Raw genomic sequence first — 14,934 nt, 5'->3', positions numbered from 1 at the left:
ATGGCCCCCGTGGGCGGCGGTCGTCTGACCCAAACGCGCCAGGCAGGCAACCAGCCGGCACGAGTTCACAGTATTTACTCAGAAAACACTCAGGTCAACAGGAAATCTGTCGTCAAGTCGACACCTTAAAGCATGATTTGCGGCAAACTAGCAGGCCTCGCCTGCCCGTACGGGGGCCGGCGTCGGGCGGATACCGAGGGAGACGATCGGGGCGAGGAACTACCGTGCCAGGAAAGGAAAGTGCCCGGACATCCCCTGACGGGGACATCCGGGCTGGACTACAAAGAACTGGCTTGGTGACTGTCGCTGTGACGTGAGGTGGCCCGGTCACTCTCCGGTCCGGTGTCGGCCCGGAGGAACTGCTCTTCCTCAGGTCTACGATCGTCCAGCCAGCCGCAGTACGACCTGCGGGACAAGGCGTCAGGGAGCGCGACCATCCCGGTGTGCCGTGGAGTTGGCCCGGGAGATCTTGAGCTGGCGGGTCTCACCGGAGAGCGTGAACCCCAGGGACAGTGGTCCGACGGATTCCAGCAGCCTGATCACGTTCTCCACCGCTTGCGGGCCGGTCAGGAACAGCTGATAGGCGAGCATCGTGAAGTCGTCCAGCGGCAGGTGCCTCACGGACGCCCACAGCGCGTCCATGGAGACGGACAGTCGGCCGAACACGGTCGGCGGTGTCACGCCCTCGATCTCCACGACCACGGGGATGTCGACCACCCCGCGCGCTTCCTCCGCTGGCTGGTTCGCACTCACGATCCGATCCCACCTTCCGAGGCCACCAGGGCCCAGACGACCTTGCCGACCCCCAGGCGCGGGCCGAAGCCCCACCCCGAGGCGACTTCTCGTACGAGGCACAGCCCCCGACCGGACTCGTCCTCGCCCATCGGGGTTCGGACCTTCGGGGGGTGATCGCTGGCGTCGTGCACCTCGATCCGGAGAACCCCCGAGGTGAGTTCGAACCGGACCTGGATCAGGCGATCGCGCGGGACCCGCGCATGCTGGACGGCATTGCTGACCAGCTCCGAGACGACCAGCAGCCCGGTTTCCAGGCAGCGCCCGCCGCCCTCATCGGTGCCGAGGAACCCGCGCAGCAGCTTTCGAGCCGCCCCCACCGATGCCGGACGATGCGGCAGCCAGGACGCTGCGGAGCGCGTGCTCGCCGCTTCCCGCGGTCGGATATCCGTCATCGGGCCACCTCCGTTCGGGACGGCGCGTGTGTGGTGAAGCGGATCTCGGCACGGTCACCTGGGAGGGCCAGGAGCGCGGCCTCCACCACATGTCCGGCGCGGTCAGTGGAGACGCGCTGAATCGCCAGCAGGGATGTCCGGGCGGTGACGTGAAGGAGCTCCATCTCCTTCCAGGTCGGGAACCGCGTGGTGACGTGTTCGACGACGTCCGTGATCTCGGTGCCGGTGGCGATGAGTTGATCCCGGATGTCCTCCCCCCCACGGCGAGTTGGCCGTTTCGGGCAGCTCGATGGTAGTAACGCCCAGCACGTACACGCGGGCCAGGCTGTGCGGAAGGCCGGCTTGTTCGCTGAGATAAACGAACTCGGTCAGCGGCGTGCGTTCCGGGACCCGCAGCAGCGAGGTGAGTTCGCCCAGTGCGCCCACCTCGTTGGTGGTGACCTCGATGGAGAGCGCGGGATAGGTGATCGTTGCCGGTGCCGTTCCCACACTGCGGGCGTAGGTGATGCGCCGGAGCGTCTGGCGGATGAAGTTGCCCCGCCCGTGGATCTTCTCGACCAGGCCTTCGTCCTGCAGGACCTCCAAGGCCCGGCGCAGAGTCGGCTTCCCGACTCGGTACTCGGCGGCGAGGTCCTGCTCCGACGGCAGTTGCGAGCCGGCCGGGATGCGTTCCGTGGCGATGCGCTGCCGGATGGCGTCTGCCACCTGCAGATAGCGAACGGTCATGCTCTTCTCACTCCTCCCCGACGGTCTCGGAGGCGGGCAGTTGCGTGAGGGGCCGGACTCGGCGGGAACTCCCGTCGGCCAGCGGCCTGTTCAGACCAGTTGCACGGCGGATAGTGTTGAACACGCTGATCAGCTCCCATACAGCTGATGGCAGTGCCCCCCGTCGGTGACCGCATCGCCTGTCGCGGGGGCATCTTTGCGGACGGCGGCCCACAGGATCTGGCCGCACCAGGCGGTGCTGACGTGCCCGAACCGGTCGGCCAACTCCAACAGCGCCAAGGCATCTCTCCACGACTCGATCGGCGTCGAGCCCGGCACCTCCGTTTCCACGCAGATGTGGTCGCCGTGGTCCCTCGCTCGAGGGCTGAACCCCATGGCTGAGAGTCCATCAGCGATGCGACCAGCCCGTGCTTCAGGTGAGGTCACACGACACCCCTCTGTCGCCACAGGATCACTCAGGGCGAAGCTAGTTAACTAGATTAGACCTGGTGGACTAGATTTTCCACATGCGCGAGCAACCTCCCTACCTCCGCATCGTCGATGCACTTCAGCAGCGCATCGCGAGCGGCCAATGGGCACCCGGTGACCGTCTCCCGTCCCGCTCTCACCTCGCACAGGAGTTCAGCGTCGGCGACAACGTGGTGCGCCGGGCACAGGAACTGTTGATCTCTCAGGGCATCCTCGAAGGTCGCGCTGGCTCGGGTACCTACGTCGCCGAGCCGCGGCAGCGCCTGCGCCTGGTCCGTTCACAGGCGCGCGAAGAGCGCGGAGCGTCGCCGTTCCAGGCCGACATGGCCGGGCTCGGCAAGCGAGGAAGCTGGGAGAGCCACACCGAGGCCAAGGTTCCCGCCCCCGCGGAGATCGCCACCCGCATTGGCATCGCCGAAGGTGACCTCTGCGTCCGCACCACGTACGAGTACTTCGCCAACGGCAAGCCGGTTCAGCTGTCAACGAGTTGGGAGCCGTACGCGCTGACCGCCGGCACGGTTGTCCTGCTCCCCGAGGGCGGCCCGCATGCTGGCGCGGGCGTGGTCAACCGCATGGCCGAGATCGGCATCACCGTCAGCCATGTCGTGGAGCAGCCCGAGCCGCGCCATGTGACCGACGAGGAGGCCTCCCTCCTCGGCATCCAGCGCGGCTCCCTCGTCACCCACATCCGCCGCACGTACTTCAGCACAGAGGGCCGGCCGGTGGAGACGGCGGATATCGTCGTGCCCGCCTCGCTCTGCGAGCTTGTCTACGAGGTCCCGATCAACTCCTGAGCGGGCTCGTGCCGGACGTAACGCGCCAGCAATTCCTCAAGCAAGAGCAGCGTCGTTCGCAGCATGGCATGGCGTGGCGTGATCCAAAATTCACGAAGATCAGGGCAGTGGCCGCTCAGTTGAACGCGCGAAGTCGGTGATCAGGGCGAGGCACCGATGGACGACAGCCGTCACCCAGGCCGCCCAACCCCAGGCCTCGGAGCACCGCAGTTGACGCACCGGGGTCGAGAGCAGGCCCGGCATCCAGCACCTCCAGTACAGCTGGCGCCGCAGGCACACCAGTGCCCAAGTAGGCATCGCACCCGAGCCTGCCATCCTGTCCGCCGGACCCACTTGCTGGGCCAGGTACAGGGTTCCAGCGCGTGTGCATTTGGGCATGGGTGTGGCCCGGACAGTCAGCTGTCCGGGCCACACCCATAGTCACCTCAGCGCGGAGAACCGCGGTGCACTCGCTCCACCGCCGCACCAGCAATCCCACCGAGCGCGATGGCGGGCACGATCGCCGTCCACGGCTGGCTGGTGGCCGCTCCCGCGCCCACCACCAGGGCGGCCACTACGAGAGCCACGGCCCGGGCGACGGCCGATGCGGGTACCAACGGCAGCGGCTGACCGGTCCTGTAGCGCCGAACCCACTTGACCGCGACCAGGACCACCGCCGCGACCAGAATTGGCGGAACCATCGTGTGCGAGAAACTTTCCATGGCCTCTTCGCCTCTCCCCACCTGCTAGCTGCAGTACCCGCCAGAGTACTCGTACGCCTGGAAGGTCGGGACCTTGACCTCCACGCACTTGTTGTCGTTCTGAGCGTTCCAGGCAACCCGTGAGATGTTGGCAGAGTTCAGAATTCCGTACACGTCGAACGGCGGCGGGGCAGCCGCGAAGGCAACCGCGACGAAAGCGGAGTCAGCCGCGACGTGACCGGTGTCGTGCTTGTTGAAGTACACGGTCCCGCTGATGTAACCCCAGGTCCACTTCGGATCGGCTACCACCGGGTAGGCAGTGTTCTTGTCCGTCTCGACGGTCTGGACAAGCGTGGTGCCGTCCAGGCGGTAGGTGGTGGCCAGGGACTTGCCGGTGGCGTCCTTCGCCCACGGCGCGTCGATGTGACCCAGCACCAGAGAACCGCCGTCGCCGACGCTCTGCACCAAGTCGTAGCCACCCCCGGCGGCTACGAGCCGGACGCCGGCCGGCAGACCCAGGTTGAAGCGCTGCTCGTTGGCGGCACTCGCGTCCTTGAGCGTGACCAGCGCGCGGGCACCACCATCTGTGGTGGCCTGCACCGCGAGGTCAGCGCCCTGCGCGGCATCCGGGTAGACCGTGGTGCCGGTACTCGTGGTGACACCAGCGGTATTGCTGGTGGCCGGCATGGACAGCGTGACAGCAGTGCCGTTCGGCGCGGTCACCGCGATCTTGCCGCCCGCGGTGGAAGGCACCGTGACGACTACGTTCCCGCCGGAGCCTGCGACCTGCGCCTGGGCGCCGTCGGCGCCCGCGGTCGTGTGGGCGATGCCCGTGGTGCCAGTGGCCCGCTGAACCACAGCGGCGACCTGAGCAGCACCACCGTTACTGGCTGGCTGCGCTGCCTGAGCGCTGGCAGCCCCCACCGTTCCGGCCAACGCGAGCATCAGCGACAGCGAACTGACGGTGGTGATGGAGTGGCGTATGCGCATAGATGTATCCCCCTTGCTGCCGTGTTGCCCCTGGGGCCCCGTGCCCCCATGGGGACGACAGTTCCTCGAACATACACGCTTTTTGATCACCGGTGTTCGATTTTCGGTAACCAGCCGTTCACCCAACTCACTGTCAGAGCCGGTACGGCGCCGCAGCCGACGTCGGCGCCGGCTAACAGCAGCCCCTTGGTGCCGGCGGGGGCAAAGGTTTGCGGGACACCTGACCGGCCAGCCTCTATCCTCAGGCCATCAAGATAACTTCATGTCCTGGGAGTCGAGTTGGGGGCCGCCGAGCAACTGGTGACGATCGGTGCCGTGCTGCTGGGGGCGTTGACGTCACACTTCACCAACCACTCGATGGAGCGGATGCGCAAGCAACACGAGCTGCTGACCCGGTGGGACGACAAGAAGCTCCACGCTTACGAGGGCTACATCGACAAGATCAGGTCGAGCGTCTTCCTCGCCGTGCGGCTGTACGAGCGCAGGGAGGGCATCCACCCCAGCAGCAAGAACGAAGAAGACCTGCGCCGGGAGCTGTTGGACGCTGGATGGGAGCGCGGGCCTTCGAGCGGATCATGCTGCTCGGCGGTGACGAGGTTGTAGAAGCGGCCCACCGGCTCAACGTGGTATCGCTCGAAGTCGACTGGCAGGCCAGCGGCAAGGTCCAGGGCACCCTGGACAGGTGGCGCGACCGGAACCGGGCCGTGTTCCGTGCGATCAACGAGTTCCACGAAGCAGCTCGGCCAGACCTCGGCGTGCGGGGGACCGTCACAGGCGAACAGCACCCGGAGCGGGACCTCCTGCTTCCCCCTCCTCGAAGCGAGAGCGGTACGGCTGTGAAGACCAAAGCGACGCCGTCACACTCTGGTCCGGTCCTGCCAGGAGAAGAACAATCGCCCACGTGAGTCCTGCAACGTGTGGCCTACGTGTTGAGACCTTCCCCACGTGTTCAAGGCGCCGCGCATCCGCGCGGCGCGGCCCCGCCCGGCCGCTCGCCGTCGCTCCTGTCTTCGCCCCGCTCCCGGCGGCGGCCGGTGGGCCCGCGGGGGATGAGGCTAGGCAGGACACGGCCAAAACCGCTGCACCGCCCGCGCGGTACCGTGCCGCAGGGAGTACCGGAACCAGGGAGACGGGCCGTGAGCGGCAAGCACAAGGTCGATGACTGGACAGCAGGCAGGCACCTTCGCGGCTTGGCGATGCTTGAGATCCGGGCCATGGCGCGACGACGCAAGCCGTTGACCGGGTGGCCCGACGACGACTTTGTCGCGTGCATCGCGTGGCTCGCCGATCTGTGCCACAACATGCCAGTCGTTCCCTTCCGGACGCGTCGTTGGTGGCACTGGCGCGACCGGCGTCGCCCCATGGAGTGGACCTGGAAGGTTGCCGGGCCAGCTGGCCGGGAGTGGATCCTGACGTCGCTGGAGAAGGACGGAATGAACTGGACCCCGCCGTCAGGGGAGTAGAGGCCGGGCCGTCTGTGGGCCTCCGGCGGACTGGCTGTCCGTGCCGCTACCGCCGCCCGGGTCGGCCGCCGTTGTCGGCTGCGCGAGGGCAACAGGTTGACCTGTACTGCGCCGATCGCGAAAGTCCGGCTGCCGCCGGACCCGGGCCTTGACGGTCCTTTCCGCGCTCCTTCATCACGTGGCTGACCGTCCTGCCCGGCTGACCCTACGGCGGAGAACCGAGCGAAGCGCGCCCGCAGGCGCCGGTCGCTGACCAGGCAGGACGCCGGCCAAAACCGCTCCACCGCCCGCGTGGTCACCTCACAAGCCCGTGCAGACGCAGCGAGATTCGCGTGCCCGCACTGAGGCTGTGTGCAAGGAGGCGACCTCTCCGCGCGGCAGACGGGCGACAGCCGCGAGTACGCGGGCCCGGTCAGCTGGCGTCTGGCCGACTACATCCAGCTCGCTCTGTTCCCCGAGGGTTGCTCGAACGAGCGTACTGAATACGTACTCGCCTGCTTCGGAGCTGTAGCCGTCTGCCCACAGCTCGATCACGGCCCCACTCGGCAGCACGACGTGCCAGAGTGACGGTGGTCCGCTAAGGAGTTCCATGCCGGGACTCTACGGGCTCTTGCCGTCGTGCCCCATCCGTGCCCGACTGAGCAGCGAGCCAAGGGGAAGAGCGGGGACCCACGGCCCAACTGATGGCAGGCAGCCCAGGTGGCATGCGGCCAGGCCAGCCCAGGTGGGCGCCTGCCGTCCTCCGGAGGCGGTTGGCCAGCGGTAATTGCGCGATGGTTGCCACCATCGCGCGGTAGCGTCGTCCAAGAGGTGCACCATGCCGAAGTCCGACCTCAGCGGACACGAAGCCATGTGGACGACCGAGCGCGATAAGTTCGTGTTGTGGAAGCTCAGCAGCGGGGCCTACATGCCGATGCAGAAGGGTGACCCGCCGATGGCTCAGCTGATCTGCGATGAAGAGTTGTCCCACTTGGTTATCACGAAGATGCTCGAAGCCGGGGTGCCCGTAGTTGACTCATGGGCCGACATCGCATCGGCCGCAGATCAGGCCGCCCAGGCCTGAGTGTCTGGGCTTGCTTCACTTTGACGGACACCTGAGATCCGGGGCTTCGGCCCCAGAAGGATGATGTCCATCATGGAGAGCATGGGGAAGAAGAAGCCGCGTCCTCGCCGCTCGTTCACGCCGGAGTTCAAGGCCGAGATCGTCGAGCTGTGTCGGCGCGGGGATCGCTCGGTCGGCCAGGTGGCCAAGGACTTCGAGCTGACCGAGACCGCGGTGCGCGACTGGGTCAGGCTGGCCGAGGTTGATGCGGGTGAACGGGAGGGCCTGACCAGTCGCGAACGCGAGGAGTTGGCCCGGCTGCGGCAGGAGAACCGGCGCCTTCGGGAGGATGTGGACATCCTCCGCCGTGCCACGGCTTTCTTCGCGAAGGAGACCCGGTGACGGTGCACCCGTTCATCGAGGCGGAGAAGCAGGGCGGCCACAACGTCAAGCGCGCTTGTGAACTGCTGCAGGTCTCCCGTGCCGCCTTCTACGCCCGCCGCACCGCCGCCCCGGGACCCCGTGCGGTGCGCGACGCGGACCTGACCGGGAAGATCGCCGAGGTCCACGGGACCTCGCAGGGCAGCTACGGGGCACCGCGCATCCATGCCGCGCTCCAGTAGAACGGCGAGCGGTGCGGACGCCGACGGGTCGCACGGCTCATGCGCCAGGCCGGCCTCCAGGGCCGGCACCGCAGGCGGGCCCGGCGCACCACGGTCGCGGACCCGCACGCCGGCCTGCGGCCGGACCTGGTCCTGCGGGACTTCCAGCCCGATCCGCAGGCCGTGGATACGCGCTGGTGCGGTGACATCACCTACATCCCGACCGCGGAGGGCTGGCTCTACCTGGCCACCGTCATCGACATCGCCTCGCGGCGCGTCGTCGGCTGGGCCACCGCCGACCACCTTCGGACCGAACTCGTCGCCGAGGCAATGCGGGCCGCCTGCCGCAACCGTCGGCCCGACGGCCCGGTGATCTTTCGCTCGGATCGCGGCTGTCAATACACCAGCCGCGAACTCGCAGATCTTGCAGATGAGTTGGATGTCCGGCTGTCGGTCGGTCGGACCGGCCAGTGTTGGGACAACGCGCTCGCCGAGTCCTTCTTCGCAACGTTGAAGCGGGAGCTGTTCGAGGACAGGCCCTTGTCGACCCGGGCAAGCACCCGCACCGCGATCTTCGAGTGGATCGAAGGCTGGTACAACATACGCAGGCTGCACAGCAGTCTCGGCTACCGCAGTCCCGCCGAGTACGAGACCACCCTGGCGGCCTGACCACCACAACCACGGTGTCCGTCAAAGCGGAGCAAGCTCAGTCTAACTGCGCTACAACGGCCCTGCACTTCGGCGGATAACCACAGACGCTCGGGGACTGTCTGTGTAGGTCAGCGGCGCTCGCCCCCGATATCGGGTGCGTCCCTGAGCGGCTTCGGGACGAAGAAGCCACCTGACTCCGTTGTGCCGGCGCGATACGGTTCGGGTATGGGGCACGAGGCAGCGGCAGACGGGCCGTTGAGCGAGACCGAGTGGGAGCAGCTCCGCCAACTGTTGCGGCGGTTCCTGTCGCACGAGCTTGATCAGTGGGAGAACTGGAAGGCTGACACGCCGGACGGCATGGCCTACGTACTGCTCACCCGGGCACTGCCGCCCGGGGTGCTGCCAGAGCACTTCCGGCCGATCTGAGCGTGCCATATCCGTGCCAGATCGAGTGGTGCGTGACGAACCCACGGCGCCTACGAGGCAAGCGTCCAGTAGCCGCGCCACGTCGCAGACGCCCAGGCCAGACGGGTCGTCAGATAGCAATTCTTGTAAAGCAGGGGTAGAGCGCGGGCGTCCCCCAGTGGTCAACGTAGGTCTGCAGGGCAGCCGTGAGGTGGGCCGGGGCCAGCTCGGGGCCGGGGTGACTAGCTGGGGCTCGGTTCTGACCGTTTCCTGAGGTCAGGGCCGCTTTGAGTGCGTGGGCGGCTTCGTTCTTGAAAACTGTCGTGCGGTGACCCCGTACCGTGGGTTCGAATCCCACGCTCTCCGCCAGAGAACGGCCCCTGACCAGCTAGAACGGTCAGGGGCCGCCTGCTTTTCCGGGCTCGGCCGTGATCCGCCACTGACCGTTGTTGACCGGGGTTGTCCGTCTCTTCTGGCACGGATCTGGCACGGTTGAGCGGAAATCTCAGACCGGCAGCTCCCAGCCGGCGTCGCAACGGGCTGTGGACGCGCTCCGCCGAATGTGGCGAGGGTTCGTCCCGCTCAGCCTTTCCAGGAATCGAGGGAGACGCTGGGCCTAGTGCTCAGGTAGCCGTGCAACGCCATGGGTGTCGCCAAGGTCGGCATAGGTGAGGGCGTGGGCCCGCTTGTACCTCCCGGATCCCAGCGGATCAGCGCGGCCCTGTGCTGCCGCTGGGTGCCTGCGTGGTCGCCGAGATCGGTGAGGGAACGGGCGGTGCGGCTGACGACGGTGCCGGCCGCTGGGGCCGGGCAGACGGGCACCGTGGGACGCAGCCCCCTTCCCTGTGCCCTGAAGTTCGGGGAGGGGGCTGCTGTTCCGGCATTGTCGGGGTGGGCACCTGGGGGAGCTTCGTGGGCTGACGCCTGCGGTGGCCAGCGAACAGCGCGAAGCCGGAGGCTGGGCGCGTGATCAGTTCGCGCTCTGCGCCACCGATCTGCGGCGTAGCGCGATAGCACCGAGGGTGACTCCGCCCAGGAGCAGGGCCGTGCCGTTGGCCAGGTCGATCCCGGAGGCGCTGAAACCGCTCGCGACCGTGTGGGTGTCGGCGGGTGATTGCGCGACATCCCCCGGGTCCTTCACGTGGTCGCTCTTCCCGCCACTTCGGGTGAAGGCGCCGTCGAGCCCGTGACCCGTACCCGGTGAGGAGGGCGTGCGTGCGGCCATGCCACCACCGCCCGTGTGGACGCCGCCGTGCGGATGTCTCCACTCACCTCCGCCGACGTGATCGGAGGATGGCCTTGCCGCACTCGTCTCATGCCCCCCGTGAGGACCCTGCGGCGACTTCGAGCCATGTGCCGCAGTGTGATCGGGTACTCCCTGCTGTTGCTTCTCGACGTTGATCTCAACCTGGACATGTGCGTCCTGTACCGGCTTCACCACCACCTGCTGACCTGCGTTGGTCTGACCCTGGCCGCTTCCGGGCTCGCTGGCGTGGCTACCCGGGGGGCCGTCGTGGTGCCACACAAAGTGGTAACTGTGTTGCCACTCATCCGGCTGGCCGCCGTGATCGTCGTGGTGGGGTCCACTCGGCATTCCGATGTGGTCACGCTCATCCGGCTGGCCGCCGTGATCGTCGTGGTGGGGTTCGCTCGGCATTCCGATGTGGTCACGCTCGTCGAGTTGGCCGCCGTGGTCGTCGTGGTGGGGTTCGCTCGGCATTCCGATGTGGTCACGCTCGTCGAGCTGGCCGCCGTGGTCACTGGCCCCGGGCCCGTCGCTGGCACCATTCGCCGGGGCCTTCGACTCGGGCGCTGTGGGCCGCTCCGGCTGTCCGCCAGGGCCCACCGCTCCCGCAGTTGACTCCGGGGCAGCTGTGGCGCCGCTACCCGGCATGTTCGGGCTGGCGGCCACCGAATCTGTCTTCGCGAGCGAGCCCGCGTCCGGAGCCCCGGCCGTCTGGCCGCCCGCACCGATCTCGGGAACCGATGTGTCCCGGGCACCGGCTTGCAGCGGTGAAGTGTCGCCGGATACCTCACGGCGGTCGTCCGGCCGCTGTGCGGGACGGGGAAGCCGGCTCGGGTGGGAGCTGTACTGGTCGGCCGAGACCACGTCGCCCTGGGCTTCCGCGTCCGGCACGGCGGCCTGTGGGAAGCCGTCGAGCCAGGAACCGCCCAGGCCCTCCACAGTATTGGTTGTTGCGCCCAGTTCGGGCGCGGGTGCGGCTTGAGCCGTATTCGCAGCGCCTGCGGCCAGAGCGAAAGACGCCAGTCCGGACACAGCCAGACCAGTGATGCGAGATCGCATACTTACTCCCATGATTGTTGGGAAGCCTGATTACCTGCCTATCTGTCCCATGGGCTCATCGTGAATAAGCGGGCCCGAAAGTTGACCGCTTCGAGTGAATCGGATACACCTGATTGCCTTGCCGGGCCCCGATGGCCTGAAGTGGCTGCAGAGTGTCCTCTGGCCCCGCACGGCTTCGCAACAGGTGCTGTCCAAGGTGTCGGAACCGCGACCCTCTGGACTGACGTGCAGTCATGAGCGCGGGTGTCGGGGCGCATTGGGGAACCAGGGTGGGCGGCCCGGTTTGCTCCTGGGCCTGAACTGGGGAATTTCGGCGAGCTTTTAACTGCCTCGTCGTCGATGTCGAGCGGTACCGGTGCATTCTCGGATGGGCTGTTCCGGTCATAAATACCTTCAGTCGTATTAGGGAGGATGGCGCCCAGGGAATGTTAGGGCGGGTCGGATCCCGGCCTCTCTGGAGTCAGATGAAGGAGCATCACTTTGAGACAGACCAGGCGTTTCACAGCGATCCTGACGGCCGCTCTGGCCATGTCCGCCTGCGGCATCGGCAGCGCCGCCGCGGCGACGGACCACCACCACAAGGCGCACGCGTCCTCCCACCGCGACTACACGGAGTACGTGGAGGACTACTCCTCGAGTGATGGTCGCTACGGCGGGCACAACCACGGCGGCGGCTCGGAAGGGGACGGCACCGTCTCGATCGGCTACGAGGTGCGGACCGCTATGACGGGCGTTCCCCTCGTCGGCTCGTTCGCGGCCGTCGCACAGTGCTCGCCAGGCAAGCGGGTCCTCGGCGGGGGCTACACGACCAACGGCGTCACCGTCGCCCTCCCGCTCACCGCGGAGGGCCCCACCCCGCTTTATGACGGTTGGTACGTGAGCGGCGTGGCCGTGTCCGCAGGCGGCACTGTCACGGTCTACGCGATCTGCGCCTCAGTGTGATCCGCCCGCGAGGGTGAGCCCTGACCGCCCGGTCGGGCCGGCCGGCGACTGGTAACTCGTCGAGCCGGCCCACCGCGGCGCCAAGCGTGCAGCTCCCCCCGGGTGAATTTCAGCGACGCGGATCGCCACGGGCAGAGGACCGCCGTGGTCGGTGTGCGGAATGGCCTCGGCCAGGCTGCCGCGGGTGCGTCCGGCCGCGTGCAGCGCGTCGATGACCAGGTCGGCGCGCATGTGGTCGGCCGGGGCCCCAGACCTGGCCGGTGCTGATGCCGTAGGGCCGCACGGATGCGCTCAACTGGTCGGGGGCCCAGGCGTCGTAGACCTCCGGCCGTAGCTCCGTCAGCCGGGCGACGACGGTCTCCGACCACACCTTGGCCTCGGTGGCCGGGGCGACCGCGAGGATGTCGGCGAGCAGGTCGTAGGACGGGCCCGGCTGCGCGTCGTTGTCCTTGCCGGCGGCGTGGCCGGTGAGCAGCCCGGCCTTCTCCCGCACTGCGCGGGCTCGGGTGGCGATGGTCTCGGCCGTGGGTGCGTCGATGTTCACCGCCCGTACGATCCGGGCGTCCGCACCCTCGCCGACGAAGTGGGCGATGCCCTTGTCGGCCCACGCGAAGGTCGTTGCGCGGATGCCGTTCTGTAGGAGCTGGTGCCGAGCACCATGTCGTTCTCCAGCTGGCCCATGACCTTCAGGCACAGCCGGACGGAGGCGTTGGCGCTGATCCCGGTCGGGAGCGACTTGGCGTCCGGGCGCTGGGTGGCCAGGAGGATCACGATGCCGGTCGCCGGGCCGCGCTTGACCAGGTCAGTGCAGATCTCCTCCAACTCCCGCCCGTACACCGGGTGTTCGAACCATTTCTGGCACTCGTCCACCGCCGATGACGATCGGGTGCAGCCGCAGGGACTTCTTGTCGGCGAGTTCGTTGGTGACCTTCGACTCGGGGCAGATGTCCCGGGGCCGGGGCAGCGAGCGGATCACCTTCGCCCCGCTCCGGCGGCGGCCGGCTCGCCCCGCCGCACGACGAAGAACAGACCACACGAGCGACCGGGCAGACGGCGAGCGCCAGGGCCATGTGATGTGGGTCATGGGAACTGGTTTGAGTCGTCGCACCAGATAGTGGGCGTGGACTATTCAGATCCAGACATGCGAACTCGGGTGCGGGCCGGTGACCGGGACGCGTTCGGGCAGCTCTTCGACGGGTACGCGCACGCGGTGTACAACCATGCGTACCGGCTCACCGGGGACTGGTCGACAGCGGAGGACGTGATGTCGCTGACGTTCCTGGAAGCATGGCGTCAGCACGGTCGCGTCAACGCCGAGGGCGGGTCACTGCGGCCCTGGCTGCTGGGCATCGCCACCAACCTGGTCAGCAACCAGCGCCGGGCCGCCCGGCGACACCGGCACGTGATGGCCCAACTGCCGCCCGTGCCCGAGGGCGTCCCCGACTTCGCGGAGGAGGCGGCCGGGCGGATCGACGACGCGGCGCGGATCGCCGCCCTGCAGGACGCGTTGGCGCGGCTGCGGCGCCCGGACCGCGAGGTGCTGGCCCTGTGCGTGTGGGCCGGCCTGGACTACCAGGAGGCCGCCGAGGCCCTCGGCGTACCGGTGGGCACCGTCCGCTCACGGCTCTCACGCGCCCGGGCCAAGCTGCACCGCCTCACCGAGGCGGCCGCCCGCCGAGCCCCCCAGAAAAAAGGGGAACTCGGCCGCGCCCCGCACCAGATGAAGAGTGGGCCCGCGACCGCGGCCCTGTCCCCCAAGGAGGCACACCAGTGAACGCCGACCAGCGGCCGGATCCGGTCGAGCGCGCCGAACCGCTCGGGCAACTGCCCCTGCCGGCCGAGCGCGACCTCCCGCCAGGACGCCATGCCCTACATCGGGAGCGCCTGATGCGCCGGATCGACCTCGACACCCCCGCCACCTCGCCCACCAGGCCGCGCTTCCAGCGGCGGCTGGCCTTCACGCTCGCTGGCGCCCTCGCCGCGGGCGCGGCCGTGGTGGGCGTGACACTGCACGATCGGGCGAACAGCGGGCCGCTGAGCTCCGCCGAGCTCTCCAGCTGGACCAGCAACCCCACCCCCGTGGACACCTCGACGGGCCCGGGCGCCACCACCCTGAAGTGGTGCTTGAACGGGATGCCGGACGCCGGCGGGCCCGTCACGATCACCAACGCGGACCTCCGCGGCAAGGTCACCTCCATGGTGGTCGCCCGCGGCGGCACCGTCATGCTCTGCTACGTCGCCTCGAAGAACAGCGGTCTGTCGATGTCGATCGGTGCTGTGAAGCCCGTCGCGCACGATGTGATCACCTACGACACGGGTGGCTCCCACGGCAGCGGCTCGGCCACGTTCAACTACGCCGAGGGTCTCGTCGGGGCCGACGTCAAGGCGGTCACCATGAAGGACGCCGGGCGAACCTTCGAGGTCACCCTGGACAACGGCCGCTGGATCGCCTGGTGGCCCGGCTCTGACCACGACAACGGTGGCGTGCCCGACTCGGTGACCCTCACCCTCGCCGACGGCACCACCCGCACCGTGACCGGGGACTCGCTGTTCCCCAGGTAGGCCAGGGTGGCCAGTGGCTCCATCGCGCGAGGCCGAGCACCGTGCCCGGCTGACTCGCTCGGCGTAGTTCCCCGGCGGTGTCTGGGGACGTCGTGGACGCAGTTGCGCCCTCGGAGC

The 14,934-nt window shown here is 68.1% G+C and carries 18 protein-coding genes and 3 pseudogenes; 12 read left to right on the top strand and 9 right to left on the bottom strand.

Translation table 11 applies throughout. The features are described from left to right. Positions 1–420: 420 nt before the first annotated feature. From ACIGXM_RS03550 to ACIGXM_RS03535, 4 genes and pseudogenes are all read right to left on the bottom strand, one after another. Positions 421–753: a hypothetical protein gene (locus tag ACIGXM_RS03550; RefSeq protein ID WP_396556363.1), complete on the bottom strand. Its 333-nt coding sequence runs from the start codon at positions 751–753 to the stop codon at positions 421–423. Continuing rightward, on the bottom strand, positions 750–1,187 hold the full coding sequence (locus ACIGXM_RS03545) for an ATP-binding protein (RefSeq protein ID WP_396556361.1): 438 nt from the start codon (positions 1,185–1,187) through the stop codon (positions 750–752). Before ACIGXM_RS03545 ends, ACIGXM_RS03550 begins: the two co-directional genes overlap by 4 nt. Further along, positions 1,184–1,402, bottom strand: a complete 219-nt coding sequence (locus tag ACIGXM_RS03540) for a UTRA domain-containing protein (RefSeq protein ID WP_396557362.1) — start codon at positions 1,400–1,402, stop codon at positions 1,184–1,186. Before ACIGXM_RS03540 ends, ACIGXM_RS03545 begins: the two co-directional genes overlap by 4 nt. A gap of 322 nt (positions 1,403–1,724) precedes the next feature. After that, a pseudogene (locus ACIGXM_RS03535) lies at positions 1,725–1,913 on the bottom strand (GntR family transcriptional regulator); the annotation flags it as partial. Positions 1,914–2,419: 506 nt separating this feature from the next. On the opposite strand from ACIGXM_RS03535, the gene ACIGXM_RS03530 reads away from it, so the two are divergent. Next, a complete protein-coding gene (locus ACIGXM_RS03530; RefSeq protein ID WP_396556359.1) occupies positions 2,420–3,175 on the top strand; it encodes a GntR family transcriptional regulator in 756 nt (251 codons plus the stop codon). Between the two features lie 425 nt (positions 3,176–3,600). Here ACIGXM_RS03530 and ACIGXM_RS03525 read toward each other — a convergent pair whose 3' ends face one another. Both ACIGXM_RS03525 and ACIGXM_RS03520 read right to left on the bottom strand, forming a co-directional pair. Next, the gene (locus ACIGXM_RS03525; RefSeq protein ID WP_396556357.1) at positions 3,601–3,876 is read right to left on the bottom strand and encodes a hypothetical protein; all 276 of its coding nucleotides are present in this window, start codon (positions 3,874–3,876) and stop codon (positions 3,601–3,603) included. A gap of 24 nt (positions 3,877–3,900) precedes the next feature. After that, positions 3,901–4,845: a hypothetical protein gene (locus ACIGXM_RS03520; RefSeq protein WP_396556355.1), complete on the bottom strand. Its 945-nt coding sequence runs from the start codon at positions 4,843–4,845 to the stop codon at positions 3,901–3,903. Positions 4,846–5,124: 279 nt separating this feature from the next. On the opposite strand from ACIGXM_RS03520, the gene ACIGXM_RS03515 reads away from it, so the two are divergent. The 7 genes from ACIGXM_RS03515 (at position 5,125) to ACIGXM_RS03485 (ending at position 9,029) form a co-directional block, all read left to right on the top strand. After that, a complete protein-coding gene (locus ACIGXM_RS03515) occupies positions 5,125–5,448 on the top strand; it encodes a hypothetical protein (RefSeq protein ID WP_396556353.1) in 324 nt (107 codons plus the stop codon). A gap of 533 nt (positions 5,449–5,981) precedes the next feature. After that, positions 5,982–6,308, top strand: coding sequence for a hypothetical protein (locus tag ACIGXM_RS03510; RefSeq protein ID WP_396556351.1), 327 nt, complete (start codon positions 5,982–5,984; stop codon positions 6,306–6,308). A gap of 817 nt (positions 6,309–7,125) precedes the next feature. After that, positions 7,126–7,371, top strand: a complete 246-nt coding sequence (locus ACIGXM_RS03505; RefSeq protein ID WP_396556349.1) for a hypothetical protein — start codon at positions 7,126–7,128, stop codon at positions 7,369–7,371. A 72-nt stretch (positions 7,372–7,443) separates the two neighbouring features. Further along, positions 7,444–7,752, top strand: a complete 309-nt coding sequence (locus ACIGXM_RS03500) for a transposase (protein ID WP_396556347.1) — start codon at positions 7,444–7,446, stop codon at positions 7,750–7,752. Further along, a complete protein-coding gene (locus ACIGXM_RS03495; protein ID WP_396556345.1) occupies positions 7,749–7,973 on the top strand; it encodes a hypothetical protein in 225 nt (74 codons plus the stop codon). Before ACIGXM_RS03500 ends, ACIGXM_RS03495 begins: the two co-directional genes overlap by 4 nt. Positions 7,974–8,012: 39 nt before the next feature. Continuing rightward, positions 8,013–8,621 (top strand): IS3 family transposase, encoded by a 609-nt coding sequence (locus tag ACIGXM_RS03490; protein ID WP_396556343.1) that lies wholly within the window; start codon positions 8,013–8,015, stop codon positions 8,619–8,621. Positions 8,622–8,828: 207 nt separating this feature from the next. Then, positions 8,829–9,029 (top strand): hypothetical protein, encoded by a 201-nt coding sequence (locus tag ACIGXM_RS03485; protein ID WP_396556341.1) that lies wholly within the window; start codon positions 8,829–8,831, stop codon positions 9,027–9,029. A 625-nt stretch (positions 9,030–9,654) separates the two neighbouring features. Here ACIGXM_RS03485 and ACIGXM_RS03480 read toward each other — a convergent pair. Both ACIGXM_RS03480 and ACIGXM_RS03475 read right to left on the bottom strand, forming a co-directional pair. Next, positions 9,655–9,815: pseudogene (locus ACIGXM_RS03480) on the bottom strand (tetratricopeptide repeat protein); the annotation flags it as partial. Positions 9,816–9,978: 163 nt separating this feature from the next. Beyond that, on the bottom strand, positions 9,979–10,233 hold the full coding sequence (locus ACIGXM_RS03475; RefSeq protein WP_396556339.1) for a hypothetical protein: 255 nt from the start codon (positions 10,231–10,233) through the stop codon (positions 9,979–9,981). A 138-nt stretch (positions 10,234–10,371) separates the two neighbouring features. Between ACIGXM_RS03475 and ACIGXM_RS03470 the strand changes: the two genes are divergently transcribed. After that, on the top strand, positions 10,372–10,869 hold the full coding sequence (locus tag ACIGXM_RS03470; protein ID WP_396556337.1) for a hypothetical protein: 498 nt from the start codon (positions 10,372–10,374) through the stop codon (positions 10,867–10,869). A 924-nt stretch (positions 10,870–11,793) separates the two neighbouring features. Then, a complete protein-coding gene (locus ACIGXM_RS03465) occupies positions 11,794–12,255 on the top strand; it encodes a hypothetical protein (RefSeq protein WP_396556335.1) in 462 nt (153 codons plus the stop codon). A 109-nt stretch (positions 12,256–12,364) separates the two neighbouring features. Here the strand turns inward: ACIGXM_RS03465 and ACIGXM_RS03460 are convergent. Further along, positions 12,365–13,255 (bottom strand): annotated as a pseudogene (locus ACIGXM_RS03460) (hypothetical protein); the annotation flags it as partial. Positions 13,256–13,396: 141 nt separating this feature from the next. Between ACIGXM_RS03460 and ACIGXM_RS03455 the strand changes: the two are divergent. Together ACIGXM_RS03455 and ACIGXM_RS03450 are read left to right on the top strand one after the other, a co-directional pair. Further along, complete coding sequence (locus tag ACIGXM_RS03455; RefSeq protein ID WP_396556333.1) at positions 13,397–14,029, top strand: RNA polymerase sigma factor; 633 nt, start codon at positions 13,397–13,399, stop codon at positions 14,027–14,029. Then, positions 14,026–14,817 carry a hypothetical protein gene (locus ACIGXM_RS03450; RefSeq protein ID WP_396556331.1) on the top strand — a complete coding sequence of 264 codons (792 nt, stop codon included), beginning with the start codon at positions 14,026–14,028 and terminating at the stop codon, positions 14,815–14,817. The genes ACIGXM_RS03455 and ACIGXM_RS03450 overlap by 4 nt, the downstream gene beginning before the upstream one ends. Positions 14,818–14,934: the final 117 nt, after the last annotated feature.

The sequence above is a fragment of the Kitasatospora sp. NPDC052896 genome (assembly GCF_044547075.1).
Classification (GTDB): Bacteria; Actinomycetota; Actinomycetes; order Streptomycetales; family Streptomycetaceae; genus Kitasatospora.
This window is presented reverse-complemented; position numbering and strand designations above follow the sequence as displayed.